Annotated in this window: 19 protein-coding genes; 12 read left to right on the top strand and 7 right to left on the bottom strand. The window is 53.7% G+C overall.

Translation table 11 applies throughout. The annotated features are described in order from the left end of the window. Positions 1–75 precede the first annotated feature (75 nt). The 3 genes from NIG5292_RS08915 (at position 76) to NIG5292_RS08905 (ending at position 2,533) form a co-directional block, all read left to right on the top strand. A complete protein-coding gene (locus tag NIG5292_RS08915) occupies positions 76–924 on the top strand; it encodes a bifunctional helix-turn-helix domain-containing protein/methylated-DNA--[protein]-cysteine S-methyltransferase (RefSeq protein ID WP_048599186.1) in 849 nt (282 codons plus the stop codon). A gap of 114 nt (positions 925–1,038) precedes the next feature. Then, positions 1,039–1,710, top strand: coding sequence for a YiaD family glycine zipper/OmpA-like lipoprotein (locus NIG5292_RS08910; protein ID WP_048599185.1), 672 nt, complete (start codon positions 1,039–1,041; stop codon positions 1,708–1,710). A gap of 55 nt (positions 1,711–1,765) precedes the next feature. After that, a complete protein-coding gene (locus tag NIG5292_RS08905) occupies positions 1,766–2,533 on the top strand; it encodes a FadR/GntR family transcriptional regulator (protein ID WP_048599184.1) in 768 nt (255 codons plus the stop codon). A gap of 64 nt (positions 2,534–2,597) precedes the next feature. Here NIG5292_RS08905 and NIG5292_RS08900 read toward each other — a convergent pair whose 3' ends face one another. The 5 genes from NIG5292_RS08900 to NIG5292_RS08880 all read right to left on the bottom strand — a co-directional run bounded on the left by NIG5292_RS08900 (position 2,598) and on the right by NIG5292_RS08880 (position 5,251). Next, complete coding sequence (locus NIG5292_RS08900; RefSeq protein WP_048599183.1) at positions 2,598–3,155, bottom strand: F0F1 ATP synthase subunit B; 558 nt, start codon at positions 3,153–3,155, stop codon at positions 2,598–2,600. Positions 3,156–3,158: 3 nt separating this feature from the next. Next, a complete protein-coding gene (locus NIG5292_RS08895) occupies positions 3,159–3,689 on the bottom strand; it encodes a F0F1 ATP synthase subunit B' (protein ID WP_048599182.1) in 531 nt (176 codons plus the stop codon). Between the two features lie 81 nt (positions 3,690–3,770). After that, the gene (locus NIG5292_RS08890; RefSeq protein WP_048599181.1) at positions 3,771–4,007 is read right to left on the bottom strand and encodes a F0F1 ATP synthase subunit C; all 237 of its coding nucleotides are present in this window, start codon (positions 4,005–4,007) and stop codon (positions 3,771–3,773) included. Between the two features lie 57 nt (positions 4,008–4,064). Then, positions 4,065–4,916, bottom strand: a complete 852-nt coding sequence (locus NIG5292_RS08885) for a F0F1 ATP synthase subunit A (RefSeq protein WP_082136678.1) — start codon at positions 4,914–4,916, stop codon at positions 4,065–4,067. Positions 4,917–4,918: 2 nt separating this feature from the next. Beyond that, positions 4,919–5,251 carry an AtpZ/AtpI family protein gene (locus NIG5292_RS08880; RefSeq protein WP_048599180.1) on the bottom strand — a complete coding sequence of 111 codons (333 nt, stop codon included), beginning with the start codon at positions 5,249–5,251 and terminating at the stop codon, positions 4,919–4,921. Positions 5,252–5,447: 196 nt separating this feature from the next. Here NIG5292_RS08880 and NIG5292_RS08875 point away from each other — a divergent pair, with 196 nt between their 5' ends. Continuing rightward, entirely contained in the window at positions 5,448–5,771 is a 324-nt protein-coding gene (locus NIG5292_RS08875; RefSeq protein WP_048599274.1) for an ArsR/SmtB family transcription factor, read from the top strand. 16 nt (positions 5,772–5,787) lie between these two features. On the opposite strand, the gene NIG5292_RS08870 is transcribed toward NIG5292_RS08875, so the two are convergent. Continuing rightward, complete coding sequence (locus NIG5292_RS08870; RefSeq protein WP_048599179.1) at positions 5,788–6,672, bottom strand: LysR family transcriptional regulator; 885 nt, start codon at positions 6,670–6,672, stop codon at positions 5,788–5,790. A 142-nt stretch (positions 6,673–6,814) separates the two neighbouring features. On the opposite strand from NIG5292_RS08870, the gene NIG5292_RS08865 reads away from it, so the two are divergent. From NIG5292_RS08865 to trmD, 7 genes are all read left to right on the top strand, one after another. Then, positions 6,815–7,393 carry an FMN-dependent NADH-azoreductase gene (locus NIG5292_RS08865; protein WP_048599178.1) on the top strand — a complete coding sequence of 193 codons (579 nt, stop codon included), beginning with the start codon at positions 6,815–6,817 and terminating at the stop codon, positions 7,391–7,393. A gap of 289 nt (positions 7,394–7,682) precedes the next feature. After that, positions 7,683–9,197 (top strand): signal recognition particle protein, encoded by a 1,515-nt coding sequence (ffh, locus tag NIG5292_RS08860; RefSeq protein ID WP_048599177.1) that lies wholly within the window; start codon positions 7,683–7,685, stop codon positions 9,195–9,197. A 100-nt stretch (positions 9,198–9,297) separates the two neighbouring features. After that, positions 9,298–9,903, top strand: coding sequence for a GNAT family N-acetyltransferase (locus NIG5292_RS08855; RefSeq protein ID WP_048599176.1), 606 nt, complete (start codon positions 9,298–9,300; stop codon positions 9,901–9,903). After that, the gene (locus NIG5292_RS08850; protein ID WP_048599175.1) at positions 9,896–10,192 is read left to right on the top strand and encodes a chorismate mutase; all 297 of its coding nucleotides are present in this window, start codon (positions 9,896–9,898) and stop codon (positions 10,190–10,192) included. The genes NIG5292_RS08855 and NIG5292_RS08850 overlap by 8 nt, the downstream gene beginning before the upstream one ends. Before the next feature lie 21 nt (positions 10,193–10,213). After that, positions 10,214–10,630 carry a 30S ribosomal protein S16 gene (gene rpsP / locus NIG5292_RS08845; RefSeq protein WP_048599174.1) on the top strand — a complete coding sequence of 139 codons (417 nt, stop codon included), beginning with the start codon at positions 10,214–10,216 and terminating at the stop codon, positions 10,628–10,630. A 323-nt stretch (positions 10,631–10,953) separates the two neighbouring features. Beyond that, entirely contained in the window at positions 10,954–11,466 is a 513-nt protein-coding gene (gene rimM / locus NIG5292_RS08840) for a ribosome maturation factor RimM (RefSeq protein ID WP_048599173.1), read from the top strand. Between the two features lie 70 nt (positions 11,467–11,536). Further along, a complete protein-coding gene (gene trmD / locus NIG5292_RS08835) occupies positions 11,537–12,367 on the top strand; it encodes a tRNA (guanosine(37)-N1)-methyltransferase TrmD (protein WP_048599172.1) in 831 nt (276 codons plus the stop codon). A gap of 3 nt (positions 12,368–12,370) precedes the next feature. On the opposite strand, the gene rsgA is transcribed toward trmD, so the two are convergent. Then, positions 12,371–13,465, bottom strand: a complete 1,095-nt coding sequence (gene rsgA / locus NIG5292_RS08830) for a ribosome small subunit-dependent GTPase A (protein ID WP_048599171.1) — start codon at positions 13,463–13,465, stop codon at positions 12,371–12,373. A 393-nt stretch (positions 13,466–13,858) separates the two neighbouring features. On the opposite strand from rsgA, the gene rplS reads away from it, so the two are divergent. After that, a complete protein-coding gene (rplS, locus tag NIG5292_RS08825; RefSeq protein WP_048599170.1) occupies positions 13,859–14,233 on the top strand; it encodes a 50S ribosomal protein L19 in 375 nt (124 codons plus the stop codon). Positions 14,234–14,239 lie beyond the last annotated feature (6 nt).

The raw sequence follows: 14,239 nt of genomic DNA, 5'->3' as shown, positions 1-14,239 counted from the left end.
CGCAAGAATTGGGTCGCAAACCATAGCGCATCTGCGTTACGCTGCATTAGGGCTTAGCAGCAAGGACCCACATAAATGGCCAAGGCAGATCAATCGGAACCCTATCACTACGGGCTGATCAAACGTGCCATTGAGGTGATTGATGGCCACGAAGGCAAACAACTATCGCTTGACGATATCGCCCGCGAAATGGGCATGAGTGCGGCGCATTTTCAGCGCACATTCAGTCAGTGGGCAGGTGTCTCACCAAAACGCTTTCAACAGTTTCTGACCCTCAGTCACGCCAAAAACATGCTGCACAATAACTTCACGACGCTCGATACTGCCGCTGAGGTAGGGTTATCTGGCACAGGCCGCCTGCACGACCTGTTCGTGAAGTGGGAAGCCATGAGCCCCGGTGAATTTGCCCGCAAGGGAAAAGGCCTGACCATTCATTTCGGCTGGTTCGCAACCCCGTTTGGGCAAGCACTAGCCATGGGAACCGACCGCGGTCTTTGCGGCCTCGCGTTCAGCGATGATTGTGGTTCAGAGGCCACGTGGCGCGATATGTCCGGCCGTTGGCCCCACGCGCATTTCGTTGAAAACCGCGCCGCCCTTAAGAATTGGGTAAGTGCCGCCTTAAATCAAAGCGGTGACACGTCATTGCACCTGATGGGAGCGCCATTTCAGATTAAAGTCTGGGAGGCGCTGCTCACGATCCCATCGGGCCACGTCACTACCTACTCCGAAATCGCGCATGCCGTGGGCAACCCAAAGGCAGTCCGCGCCGTTGGTACTGCAGTTGGACGCAACCCCGTCAGTTGGTTAATACCATGTCACCGCGCACTGCGTAAATCAGGCGGCTTGGGGGGATATCACTGGGGCCTTCCCGTCAAGCGCGCGATGCTGGCCTATGAGACTGCGCGGTTGACGCCGGACGCGTAGCGCAACCTCGGCGTATTTTGGCGCATCAATCCGTACTGATATTGGATAACACGCTGCTCTGACGCATATTGGCCTTAACCAAGTTAACCAAAAATATGCATAATGAGGCTACCGATGTTTTTGAAGAAAACCCTACTGATCAGCACAATCGCGGCGCTGTCGCTTAGCGCCTGTACAGAATTTGAGGGCGTCGCCAGCCCTGATGATCCCAACCGTCGCACCAAAAACGGCGCTGTCATAGGCGCGCTAGCGGGTGCAGCTACGGGCCTGATCAAGGGCGACACCAGTAGCCAGCGCCGCGAGCAAGCGGTGGTTGGTGCATTGATTGGCGCAGGTGTGGGCGGTGCAATCGGAGCCCGCCTTGATCGCCAAGCGCAAGATCTGCGGGATGACTTTTCCAGTAGCGGTATCACCATTGAAAACACCGGCTCAGAATTAATCGTGACAATGCCGCAAGATGTTTTGTTCGGAACAGACAGCGCTGATGTGCGCGCCGATCTTAAGCGAGACCTGCGTGCTTTGGCGGGCAACCTGCAAAGCTATCCTGACAGCACAATCGACATCTATGGTCATACCGATGACACGGGGTCAGAAGAATACAACGCTAATCTATCCACTCGTCGTGCCCAGGCGGTTGCGTCTGTTTTGATGGATGCTGGCGTCGCACCACGGCGTTTGCGCGCGTTGGGGCAAGGCGAAACAAGCCCCATTGCCACCAACGAAACACCCCAAGGCCGCGCTAAGAACCGCCGCGTCGAATTCATTATCCGGCCCACTGACGCCTGATCTATTGGCAATTCTGCTTGGTGGTCATATTGTTTGACCAATCCAAGGAGGCCATATGCCATTCGATCCGATCAGGTCTGAGAAATTATCTGGCGCGGTTGTGCGCCAGATTGAGCTTCTTATTCTGCGCGGCGTTCTGCGACCAGGCGAGCGGTTACCTTCCGAGCGCGACCTTGCTGAACGCCTTGGCGTATCGCGCCCTTCTCTTCGTGAGGCGGTGGCCGAATTGCAGGACAAAAAGCTATTAGAGACGCGGGCAAGCGCGGGCATCTACGTGGCAGAGGTCCTTGGATCAGCTTTTAATCAGAACTTAGTGTCCCTGTTTGCCAGCCATGATGAAGCCGTTTTTGATTATATTCGGTTTCGCCGTGACATGGAGGGCATCGCTGCGGCACGCGCCGCTGTGCATGGCTCTGACACCGACCTCAAAATTATCGACACAATTTATAAAAAAATGGAAGTTGCACACGCAAAACGTAACTCAACTGATGAGGCGCGTTTGGATGCCGATTTTCATATGGCCATTATCGAAGCGAGCCACAACATTATCATGCTTCACATGATGCGCTCAATGTTTGATCTGTTGAAAGAAGGCGTGTTTTACAACCGTGGCATCATGTTCAAACAGCGCACCACACGTGACACTCTTTTGAAGCAGCACGGTGCAATGAATGCAGCCGTCCAAGCCCGCGACCCTGACGCCGCCCGCCGTGCAGTAACCGCTCATTTGGATTTTGTAGAAGCCGCACTTGATACCCATCAAAAGCGTGAAGCCCACGAGTTGATCGCACAAAAACGCCTCGACAAAGAATTAAAGCGCTAGCGGCATAAAAAAGTCCCGCGCACAAAATTGGGCGCGGGGCTTTCTGTTTATTGATTTGGCCGAATTAGTGCAGCTTGGCTGCAACTTCATCGATCCCATCATCGATAGATTTATTCAGGCTAGCAGCAGTGCTTTGCTTCGCAACAACGTCGCGTGCTGCACCGATGGCGACCTCAATCGCGCTATCACGGACGTCCTTCACAGCAGCAGCGTTTGCCGATGCAATCTGGTCTTCCGCTGCCACAAGGCGGCGCGCAATTGAATCTTTCAAATCAACTTTGGCTTGCTCGGCCGCTGCCTCAGCATCGGCCTTTGCTTTTTCGACGATGCGATCTGCTTGTGCCTGCACTTCTTTTTGCTTTCGCTCGTAAGTCGCTAGCAAGGTCTGTGCTTCCTCACGCAGGGCTTTCGCCTCGTCCAGTTCAGATTTGATATCAGCAGCGCGCTTATCCAACATACCCATCAACATAGATGGGACGTTGAAATAAAACAAAATGCCCATGAACACCAAGAAACCGCACAGAACAATAAAGTCTGTGTTCTTGAGATCAAAGAAAGGACCTTCAGCTGCCAATGCAGGTGTTGCCAAAAGGGCGAATGCAGGTGTCAGAAACTTGTTCATAGCTTACCCCTTCATCCGCGCAGTCACAGCAGCGGTTACACTGCGTGCATCTGCTTTTCCACCAAGTGCAGCAACCAACTCTTTGGCCGTATCCTTGGCGACTTCCTTAATACTCTCTTTGGCGCCAGCACGAATTTCAGCAATAGCCGCTTCTGATTCAGCTGTACGCGCAGCAATCTCTGCATCTGCCTTCGCGATTGCTTTATCCAAATCTTTCTGGATTTCCGCACGCGTTGCGTTTGCAATGTTCTGCGCTTCAGCACGAGCATCTGCCAGTGCTTGGTTGTATGCGTTTTCTGCATCGAGAGCCTGTTGTTTAAGGTCTTCTGCAGCAGCCAGATCGTTGGTGATGGCCCCTGAACGCTCTGCCAAAACAGCAGCAATCCGAGGTAATCCCACGCGACTGAGGATCAGGTAGATCGCGATAAGTGCGATCACCAACCAGAAAATCTGGTTTGGGAATGTCGAGAACTCAAGCTGAGGCATGCCGGCGGCTTCTGCCCCATGTTCTGCGCCATATGTATCAGTTGCCATCTTGGCCTCCTTGAACCTTGAAGTTTGATGGCAGCCCGTCGGTTAGGACGGGCTGCCGTCAAGAAATGGTAGGTTCAAAGATTAGACAGCGAACATCAGAAGCAGAGCGACGAGGAACGAGAAGATCCCCAAAGCTTCTGCAAACGCGATGCCGATGAACAAAGTAGCAGTCTGGCCAGCAGCGGCAGATGGGTTACGCAAAGCGCCTGCCAGGAAATTGCCAGCAACGTGGCCTACACCGATAGCAGCGGCACCAGAACCGATTGCTGCCAGGCCTGCGCCGATGAATTGACCCATTTGTGCGATATCGCCTTCCATATCCATTTCTCCTTGGTTTGGAATTTAAAAATAGTAGTCGTTGGTATTGTCTCAAACTTAGTGAGAAGGGTGAAGCGCGTCCTTCAAGTAAACGCACGTCAAAATTGTAAATACGTAAGCCTGGATGAATGAAACCAGCACCTCAAGTGCATAGATCGCCACAACACCCATGATTGGCAAAACGGAGAACGCTCCCAGTGCGCCAGCAAACCCAGCAAAAACTTTCAAAACAGCGTGACCAGCCATCACGTTACCCGCAAGGCGAATAGAGTGGCTCACGGGGCGGACAAAGTACGAAATTATTTCGATCACTGCCAAGACTGGGCGTAGCGGTAGCGGTGCTGATGACACCCAAAATAAACCCAAAAAACCTGCACCATTCTTAGCAAATCCTACTAGTGTCACTGTCAAAAACACCCCCATCGCCAACACAGCGGTCACTGCAATTTGTGCAGTCGGAGTGAAAGATGTCGGTATCAGACCCAGAAAATTGGTTACTACAATGAATAAAAACAACGTGAACACATAAGGGAAGAAACCTAGCGCGTCTTTACCGGCTACATCCTCCACCATTTTGTAAACAAACCCATAAGCCATTTCAGCAATTGACTGAATTCGACTGGGAATAATCGCTCGGCCGCGCGTACCGACAACCATTAGTGCAAACACAGCGAGCACTGCTAAGAAGTTCCAGATAGCACTATTCGTGACTGTGAAAATAGAGAGATCTTTGCCACCAAACGCTGGTTTAATTTCGAATTGATCCATTGGGTGGATCGAAAGAGCGGGATCTTTCGTCCCTACCAGCCCGACAACAAACAGCAAAATCGCAGCTGCGATCAGCGCGAACCCAATACCTTTAGTACCCTTTGGTGTTTGACCAGCGCTTTGCTCTGTGTTCGACGCCATACTTAGCCCTCTTTGCTCTGCTTCGCGGCTTCATGAGCCACCGCTTCGGTCTGAATCTCCTTGGAGGTGCGTATCATAACGTTCACCCCAGCAACGAAACCCAGCAATGTAAATACGACCAAGAATATCGGCAGCGTACCAAAAAGCACATCCAAACCGTATCCCAAGCCCACCCCGATCAATAGACCGGAGACCAACTCTGTCACCATTCGCCAACCCTGCTGGGCCATTGAATAATGCTCTTCCACTTTCGGTTTGGGCGTTTGGGTGTCCTTCAGCGCATTGATACGCGCGTCCAGCTCTTCAAGCCGTCTTTTGTCAGGCTCAGTTACCATGCCCACACCTTTCGTGGTCTTGGCGGATAGCTATTGCCAGATCGCATCCGAGTCAATAACGCCCGACGCAACCTAACACATTGATAAATAACAAAAATGATATTTCGCCGCAGACTATGCGATAGGTTTCAGCAAAATCCATTATTCAACCAAATGGTTGACGATCATCATTTTTGCCCCCAATCACATTCACAACATGACCGATCTGGATGCAACATTTGCCGCACTCGCGGACCCCACACGCCGCGCGATCCTGTCGATGCTGCTTGAAGACGACATGGCAGTGACTGACGTGGCGGAGCCCTTTGACATGTCTCTGGCTGCCATAAGCAAGCACCTTATCATCCTGCAAAAAGCGGGACTTATCTCGCAAGAAAAGCGCGGGCGGGTAAAGTGGTGCAAGCTTGAGCCAGACGCGCTACGCGGTGCCAGCACTTGGATGCAAAGCTTTGGTCAATTCGAGCCAGTGAACCTTGATGCGTTTGAGGCGTTTCTTGCCACGCAGCTTGAAGACGAATAACGCCGCAAGACAGCGCTTAGTCCTGCGCGAACGTCCACGTCTTAGCCACACTCTTTAGATGCCTGAGAAACGCCTGCACTTTGGCGGTGCGGTGCAAATCTACGTGGGTGACAAGCCACATCGGGACGGACCACTCATCAAGGGATGGCATCACCTCGTGCAGATCATCACGCATGGCCAATTCCCATTCAGGCACAAACCCAATGCCAGCGCCCGCAGCGATCGCATCTTCCATGCTGCGATTATCAGAAGTGCGGAACACAATCTGATCTTCGGGGACTTCACGCCCCAACCATTGAATGAACGGCGCACGCGAAGAACGGCTGTCGTGGCTCACAAAGCCATGCCCCGAAAGATCGCCGCTTTTCGGCAGCCCTTTACGCGCCAAATATTTTTCGTGTGCCACAAGGCACATGCGTTGCTTCATGAACTTCTGCACAACATTGTCAGGCTGATCCGGTGCTGCGCCTGCACGAATGGCCACGTGGGCCTCACCGTATTCAAGCCGGAATAACCGTTCTCCTGTCAGATACCGTACACGCAAGTCAGGGTGCTGAACCTGAAAATCACTAACCACACCACTCAAAAGCGGCGAAATACCCGCAAGAGATGTTACAACAAAATCACCTGACACCCCTTCGCCACGCCCTTTGAGGCGCCCAACAAGCTGGGTGAATTGTTCATCTGTAGTTGCAGCGACCTGCAACAAGTCTTGGCCGGCTTCAGTAGCAGTGTAGCCGCGTGCGTGGCGCTGAAACAACTTCACACCAAGCCTGCCCTCAAGTGCATCAATATGGCGAATTACAGTAGCATGATGCACGCCCAATACCTCGGCGGCCCCGCTTACGGTACCGTTGCGTGCGACCTGAAAGGCCGTGCGTATTTCATCCCAATCATTCATGACCCACTCCGTATCTTAACCATCCGAAAATTTCACTGTGCACAATTCAACAGAACGCACCACAACTTTGCGCAATATGTTCAGCTTTGCAGATCTAATAGAAAAAAGGCTAGAGATTTTTTTCAGCTAGAAAGCACAGTACATGCCATCAAACATTCTTCGCCTTGATACATCATCCGACACTGTTTCTGCCTCAAGCCGTATGCTTGTAGACGCGGTCGTTGCAAAACTGGGCGGCACTGTTGCCACCCGTGATCTGGTCGCAACGCCTCCTGCCCTTGTTGATTTAGGGTTTGTTACGGGGCGCGGGCTGCCGAAGGCTGACCGCTCAGCCGAGCAAGCCGCTTCACTTGAGTTGTCAGACACCTTGCTCGCAGAACTGGAAGCCGCCGACGCAATCGTAATCGGCATGCCGATCTACAACTTTGCGCCACCTGCGGCTCTGAAGGCATGGGCAGACCAAGTTGCCGTCCCTGGCCGCACATTTAGCTACAGTGCGGATGGCCCCAAAGGTCTGCTTGAAGGCAAGAAAGCATATGTGGTCGTGACTTCCGGCGGCACGCAAGTGGACAGCCCGATTGATTTTGCAACACCGTGGCTGCGCTTCTTTCTGGGCTTCATCGGCATTACCGATGTGACCGTGATCGCAGCAGATCGCTTGGGTGCGGATGCAGAGGCCAAATTAGCCGAAGCCCAAGAGCAAATCGCAGCCTTGTCGTAAGGTTACATAATCAGGCGGGCAGATAGGCAATCTTACTTTCTGCCCGTTCACCACAACTGCTCATATAGAAGAAGGCGGACACACATTAGTACAGCGCCGCTTCTATTGACTCATTGCGCCGCTCGGCCTAAACGCAGACCAAATCACGGAAGTCTCAAACTTCCGGTCTTTATGGTATCTACCAAAGATCGCCCTCCGTCAGCGCGTTGCGCCCACGGGGGTATTTGGGGTTTTTCGGATTGGTCCTTATGTCTGGGCCAAATGGAACAAAGTGCAAAGGGGCACGCGTATGTTTGAAAATCTATCAGATCGCCTATCAGGTGTATTCGATCGGCTGACCAAGCAGGGTGCGCTTTCCGAAGATGACGTCAAAACAGCGCTGCGCGAAGTACGGGTGGCTCTTCTTGAGGCTGACGTTTCCCTGCCCGTTGCCCGTGACTTCATCAAAGCTGTGCAAGAAAAGGCCGCAGGACAATCGGTCACTAAATCGGTTACGCCCGGGCAGCAGGTCGTCAAAATCGTCCACGATGAGTTGGTCCATGTTCTGGCCGGTGATGAAGGTGAAATCGGGTCACTGAAAATCGACAACGCCCCTGCCCCCATCTTGATGGTCGGTTTGCAAGGTGGCGGTAAAACGACAACCGCCGGTAAACTTGCCAAGCGGCTAAAAGAGAAAAATGGCAAACGCGTTCTGCTGGCCTCTCTCGACATTTATCGCCCTGCTGCGCAACAACAGTTGGCCATTCTCGGCACGCAAATTGGCGTGGATACTTTGCCGATCGTTGCCGGTGAAAGCGCTGTACAAATTGCAAAACGGGCCAAGCAGCAGGCAACAATGGGCGGCTATGACGTCTATATGCTTGATACGGCGGGCCGTTTGCAGATCGACGAAACCCTGATGAAAGAAGTTGAGGACGTCCGCGATGTGGTGAACCCGCGCGAGACGCTCTTGGTCGTCGATGGTCTAACAGGTCAGGTCGCTGTGGAAGTGGCCGAAGAATTTGACGCAAAGATTGGCATCTCTGGCGTTGTGCTGACCCGTATGGACGGTGACGGAAGGGGCGGCGCGGCTCTTTCTATGCGCGCAATTACAGGCAAGCCGATCAAGTTTGTGGGTCTGGGCGAGAAAATGGACGCTCTTGAGGAGTTCCACCCAGAACGTATCGCAGGCCGTATCCTTGGCATGGGCGACATCGTCAGCCTTGTTGAAAAAGCGCAAGAAACCATTGAGGCCGAACAAGCCGAACGCATGATGAAGCGCTTCCAGAAGGGTCAGTTCAACATGAACGACCTTAAGATGCAGCTTAATCAGATGCTTCAAATGGGCGGGATGGAAGGCATCATGGGTATGATGCCCGGCATGAAAAAGATGGCCAAGCAAGTTGAGGAAAGCGGTTTCGACGACAGCATCCTGCGCCGCCAGATCGCGCTTATCAATTCAATGACCAAGAAAGAGCGCGCCAACCCGCAGCTTTTGCAGGCAAGCCGCAAAAAGCGCATCGCACAAGGTGCCGGCCTTGAGGTGAGCGAATTGAACAAGCTCATGAAAATGCACCGCCAGATGTCTGACATGATGAAGAAAATGGGCAAAATGGGCAAAGGCGGCATGATGAAACAAGCCATGAAAGGCATGTTCGGAAAAGGCGGCCCTTCCCAAGCTGAGATTGAAGCAGCACAGAAACAAATGGCGGGTGGCAAAATGCCGGCGGGTCTTGGCGGTGCTGGTGGTTTAGGCGGTTTCCCCGGCCTCGGTGGTGGCGGCGGTTTGCCCCCCGGTTTGACAGGCTTTGGCAAAAAGAAATGATCCGCACTGCGATCATCAACACAGCGCGCATCATGCGCTGCTTTGCACCGGCTGTTTTTGCCGCGCCACTCTTTGACGTTGTTCAGGGTGGGGCTGCATAATGCACACGGCAAATATCCCTGTCCTCAATACAAAGCGACTGTCTCTGCGTGGGCCAGAGGCCCAGGATTATCCCGACTTCAAAACCACCTTCAGCAGCTACCGCTCGCGGTTTATGGGCGGCCCTCTGAATGCTTATGAGGCATGGATGCTTTATGCAGCCGAAATCGGGCATTGGAATATTCGTGGTTTTGGTATGTGGATGATCCACGACCGTATCACCGACGAGACTTATGGCATGGCCGGTGTCTGGCAGCCCGCAGGCTGGCCTACCGCAGAATTGGCATGGATCATCTGGCCCAAAGTGGCGGGCCGCGGCATCGCGCTTGAAGCTACACATGCGGTGCGCGACTATGCCTATGAGACGCTGAACTGGGACACTGCCGTCAGCTATCTTGACCCTAAAAACCTTGAAGCAATCCGTTTGGCCGAACGCCTTGGTTGTACCAAAGATGCGGATGCACCCAGCGTTGACGACCACGATGTGGTCTACCGCCACCCGACACCAGACGCGTTGAACAACAGCCAGCTGCGTCACGGTATTGAAATGGAAATTGATCACTACCGCGATCCTGAATTCACCCCGAAAGGATGGGCTCTTGACTGATGCAGTAACTAAAGCCGCCGCCGTTTTGGCAGAGCACCGCGCGAGTATTGACCGCTTGGATGCGATCCTTGTCTACACCCTCGGAGAGCGCTTCAAGCACACACAGGCAGTGGGGAAACTCAAAGCCGAACACGACCTTCCCCCGTCCGATCCCACGCGCGAGGCGCATCAGATCGCACGGTTAGAAGATTTGGCAGGCAGGGCCGATCTAGACCCTGAATTTGCCAAGAAGTTTCTCAACTTCATCATCGCTGAAGTTATTCAGCATCACCAAAAACACCAATCATAACCCATCAAAGGAATTAATCTCATGGCTATGAAAATCCGTTTGGCCCGTGGTGGCTCTAAGAAACGCCCTTTTTACCGCGTTGTTGCAGCTGACAGCCGCATGGCACGTGACGGCCGCTTCATCGAGAAGCTCGGCACATACAACCCGCTCCTTCCTAAAGACAGCGAAGAGCGCGTGAAGCTGGACATGGAGCGCGTGCAGTACTGGTTGGGCGAAGGCGCACAGCCAACTGACCGTGTAAGCCGTTTCCTCGAAGCTGCTGGTGTTCTCGAAAAGAAAGAGCGCGCCAACATGAAGAAAGCCGTTCCAGGCAAAAAAGCGCAGGAACGCGCAGAAGAAAAAGCAGCTAAAGCCGCGGCAGCAGCTGAAGCAGCTGAAGCAGCAAACGCACCGGCTGAAGAAGCACCAGCCGAAGAAGCGGCTGCAGCAGAAGAGTAAGTCTTTTGTCAGTTTTGTCCCCGCGCGGATGGCAAGGTTTTTGGGCGTATATAAACGCTTTTTAACTTTGCCCTCGCGGGGGCAAAATTACCAAAGACTTAGAATTGCAGTAAACGCTATCCGAACACCGCAATTGCACCGTCCTCCACCAATTTAGACACGCCATAAAAAAGGGGTTGAGCCGCCATGTTCAGATTGATGCGCTTAATCATGTTTGTTGGTGCTGCTTTTCTGGCAGGGATCGTTTATCAGATGGGCAACACATCAGAAGCCTGCAAAAATGCAGGCGGCACCATACGCAACTCAATTTGTGAGATACCTCAATGACCCAGAGCACCTCCGACAAGGTTTTGGTAGGCACAATCGCCGGTGCATTCGGTGTACAGGGTGACGTGCGCATCAAGTCATTTTGCAGCTTCGCACCAGACATCTTTGGCTACGCGCTGACAGACGAAAGCGGCACGCGCAGCATTGAGATGGTTCTGGTTCAGCAAATCAAGAACGGCTTTGCCGCCCAAGTTGAGGGCGTTGTGACCAAAGAAGATGCGGACGCACTGCGAGGTATTGATCTGTTCGCCACCCGTGAGCAGCTTCCCCAAGCGGGCGATGACGAGTTCTACTACGCCGATCTGATCGGTCTGGCGGTGTTTGACACTGGCGGAACAGAGCTTGGCACCGTTAAGCACGTCATGGATCACGGTGCGGGCGATTTGCTTGAAATCCAAGGCCCCAAGTTGAAAGACACCGTGTTGGTACCTTTCACCAAAGCAGCCGTTCCTACAGTCGATGTCACAGGCGGACGCTTGGTTATTGACCCACCCGAAGGTCTCTTTTGAACGCCCTACGGCATCAACGATATTCACACTTACAACGCACTGCACGATAGGCGCGCTGAAAGAGGACACCATGACTGACGCGCCGCAAACCCCGCCTGCTGAAACGCCTACAAAGCCCGTTCGCGAAGAACGCTCCGTGGGGCGCAAGTCTATTTCCGCGTCACTCAAACCACGCGAGTTGCTAACCGACAAACCCCGCTTGGCCCGAGCGTGGGATGCGCGGGTGGTGACCCTTTTACCCCAAGCTTTCCCCGGTATTTTAGGCGAAAGTCTGACCGGCAAAGCCCTCAAAGACGGTGTGTGGCAGTTAGAAACAACGGACCTGCGCACGTTTGGTGAAGGCCGGCACAAGAACGTTGATGACACGCCATCGGGCGGTGGTGCGGGCATGGTGATGCGCGCGGATGTGGTGGGCAACGCCCTTGCAACTGCGCACCGCGGCGCACGGCATCCGATGATTTACCTCAGCCCCCGTGGGAAAAAATTTGACCAAGGCATGGCCCAAGCCCTTGCGCGCGAAAGTGGTGTAACGCTGCTCTGTGGTCGGTTTGAAGGGGTGGACGAGCGCGTTCTTGAACGCTTTGACATCATGGAGGTCAGCCTTGGGGATTTCGTGCTCACAGGTGGTGAGCTGGCCGCTCAAATGCTTTTGGATGCCACGGTACGGTTATTGCCAGGTGTTCTTGGAAACGCCGAAAGCACGGTTGAGGAAAGCTTTTCAAACGGGCTTTTGGAGCACCCGCAATACACCCGTCCAGCCGAGTGGGAGGGCATGAGTATCCCTGATGTGCTGACCAGCGGGAACCACAAAAAGATCACCCAGTGGCGTCAGGAACAATCCGAACGCATCACCCAAGAGCGCCGGCCTGATCTTTGGCAAGCGCACCTCAAAAAGGATTAGGCCCTATTTCTTGCGGTTACCTTTTTGCAGGCCCTTGATCGTCTTTCCCAGTGATTTGTCACGGGCCTTGCGGTGGGCCACAGTTTGGCTTGCGGCTTCTGAATTATGCGCATCTTCGTCTTGTAGCTTTTGCCAACGCTCAACACGCGCGGGATCAACACTGCCGTCTGCGATACCCGCTTTGATGGCGCACTTCGGTTCAGACTGATGCGCACAATCAGAGAATTTACATTGTGCAGCGATCTCGATCAGATCGGCGAAAACGTCCTTGATACCCGAAGCCGCGTCCGTCAATTGCAACTCGCGCATGCCCGGCGTGTCCAGAACTGCGCATCCATTTGGCAGCTGGTGCAACTCGCGGTGGGTCGTGGTGTGGCGCCCCTTTGCGTCATCGTCGCGAATACCTTGGGTCGCCGCTTTTATCTGTCCCGAAAGTGCGTTTACCAGTGTGGACTTACCCACGCCGGATGACCCTAAAAATGCAATCGTTTGGCCTAGCTGCACCCACGGGGCCAACGCATCGGACGGATCCGTGTTGCGCACATCAAGCGCCAAAACCGCAACGCGATCAGAAATGGTTTGGGCCTGCGCCACATATCCATCAGGGTCGTCGCTTAAATCCGCTTTGGTCAGGATGATGACGGGCGTTGTGTCCGCCTCAAACGCCAACGCCACGTAACGCTCAAGGCGTGCGACGTTGAAATCAGCATTGCACGAAGACACAACAAAAACCGTATCAATATTGGCCGCAATAGACTGGGTGTAGGTGATCCGTCCCGCGGCTTTGCGTTTAATCAGACTGCTGCGTTCAAGCCGTGCACAGGCTGTTTTTGTCTGTGGGTCGAGCATGAGCCAATCACCAACGGTCGCCTCAAAAGCGTGCGGAATGGTCAGATCAACATCAACGCCAATCACCCGAAGCGTATTACGGTGCACCGCTGTGACCCGAGTGGGCTGTGCGGCGGCGGAAAAGTCGGGAATACTTGATGAAAAACCCTCAAGCTGTGCCTCAAAGAAAGGCGTCCAGCCGAGGCGCGCTAATGGCGCATCGACGGCGTCAGGCGCATCAATCGTTTCAGGGCGCTCAGACGCGGGCATGAAGGGCAAAGGCAGTGTTCAACATAGGCCGTACAAATAGGCGACATGTGCAGGGTTTACCAGTTATTTACATGAGCCGCCAAAGCACCGAACAATCCATGAAATGAATAACAAGCGTGGCACGCAAGGGGTTGTCACGAACCGGCGAAAGGCCTTATACGGCGCAAGTCTGACCACGTTAGTGGATTCGGACGCCGCTTGTATTAGTGAACTTGCGCATACGACCCTTTGGTGTTTCGACAACGGGTATCGCGATGTAGGGAACTGGTGCGGCACATAAGGAATAGTGACCTAACCTCTGGCGGGCGCCACGGCGGACCCGAACGACACCCGAGAGCTCTGAGGCTGCGCCACACCATCGCGGGCAAACCGTGAGCAACAAAGGAGACGATCATGAACCTGATCGCTGAACTGGAGGCCGAACAAGTTGCGGCCCTTGGGAACGAGCTTCCCGACTTTAAAGCGGGTGACACCATCCGCGTTGGTTACAAAGTAACCGAAGGCACACGCAGCCGTGTGCAAAACTACGAAGGCGTTTGCATTGCGCGCAAGAACGGTGAAGGCATTGCCGGATCATTCACTGTTCGCAAGATCTCCTTCGGTGAAGGTGTTGAGCGCGTATTCCCGCTGCACTCCACCAACATTGACAGCATCACAGTAGTACGTCGTGGCCGTGTGCGTCGCGCGAAACTGTACTATCTTCGTGAGCGTCGCGGTAAGTCTGCTCGTATCGCCGAGCAAACAAACTACCGTCCCAAGAAATCTTAAGGAGCG

It is taken from the genome of Nereida ignava (assembly GCF_001049735.1).
GTDB classification, from domain to species: Bacteria; Pseudomonadota; Alphaproteobacteria; order Rhodobacterales; family Rhodobacteraceae; genus Nereida; species Nereida ignava.
This window is presented reverse-complemented; position numbering and strand designations above follow the sequence as displayed.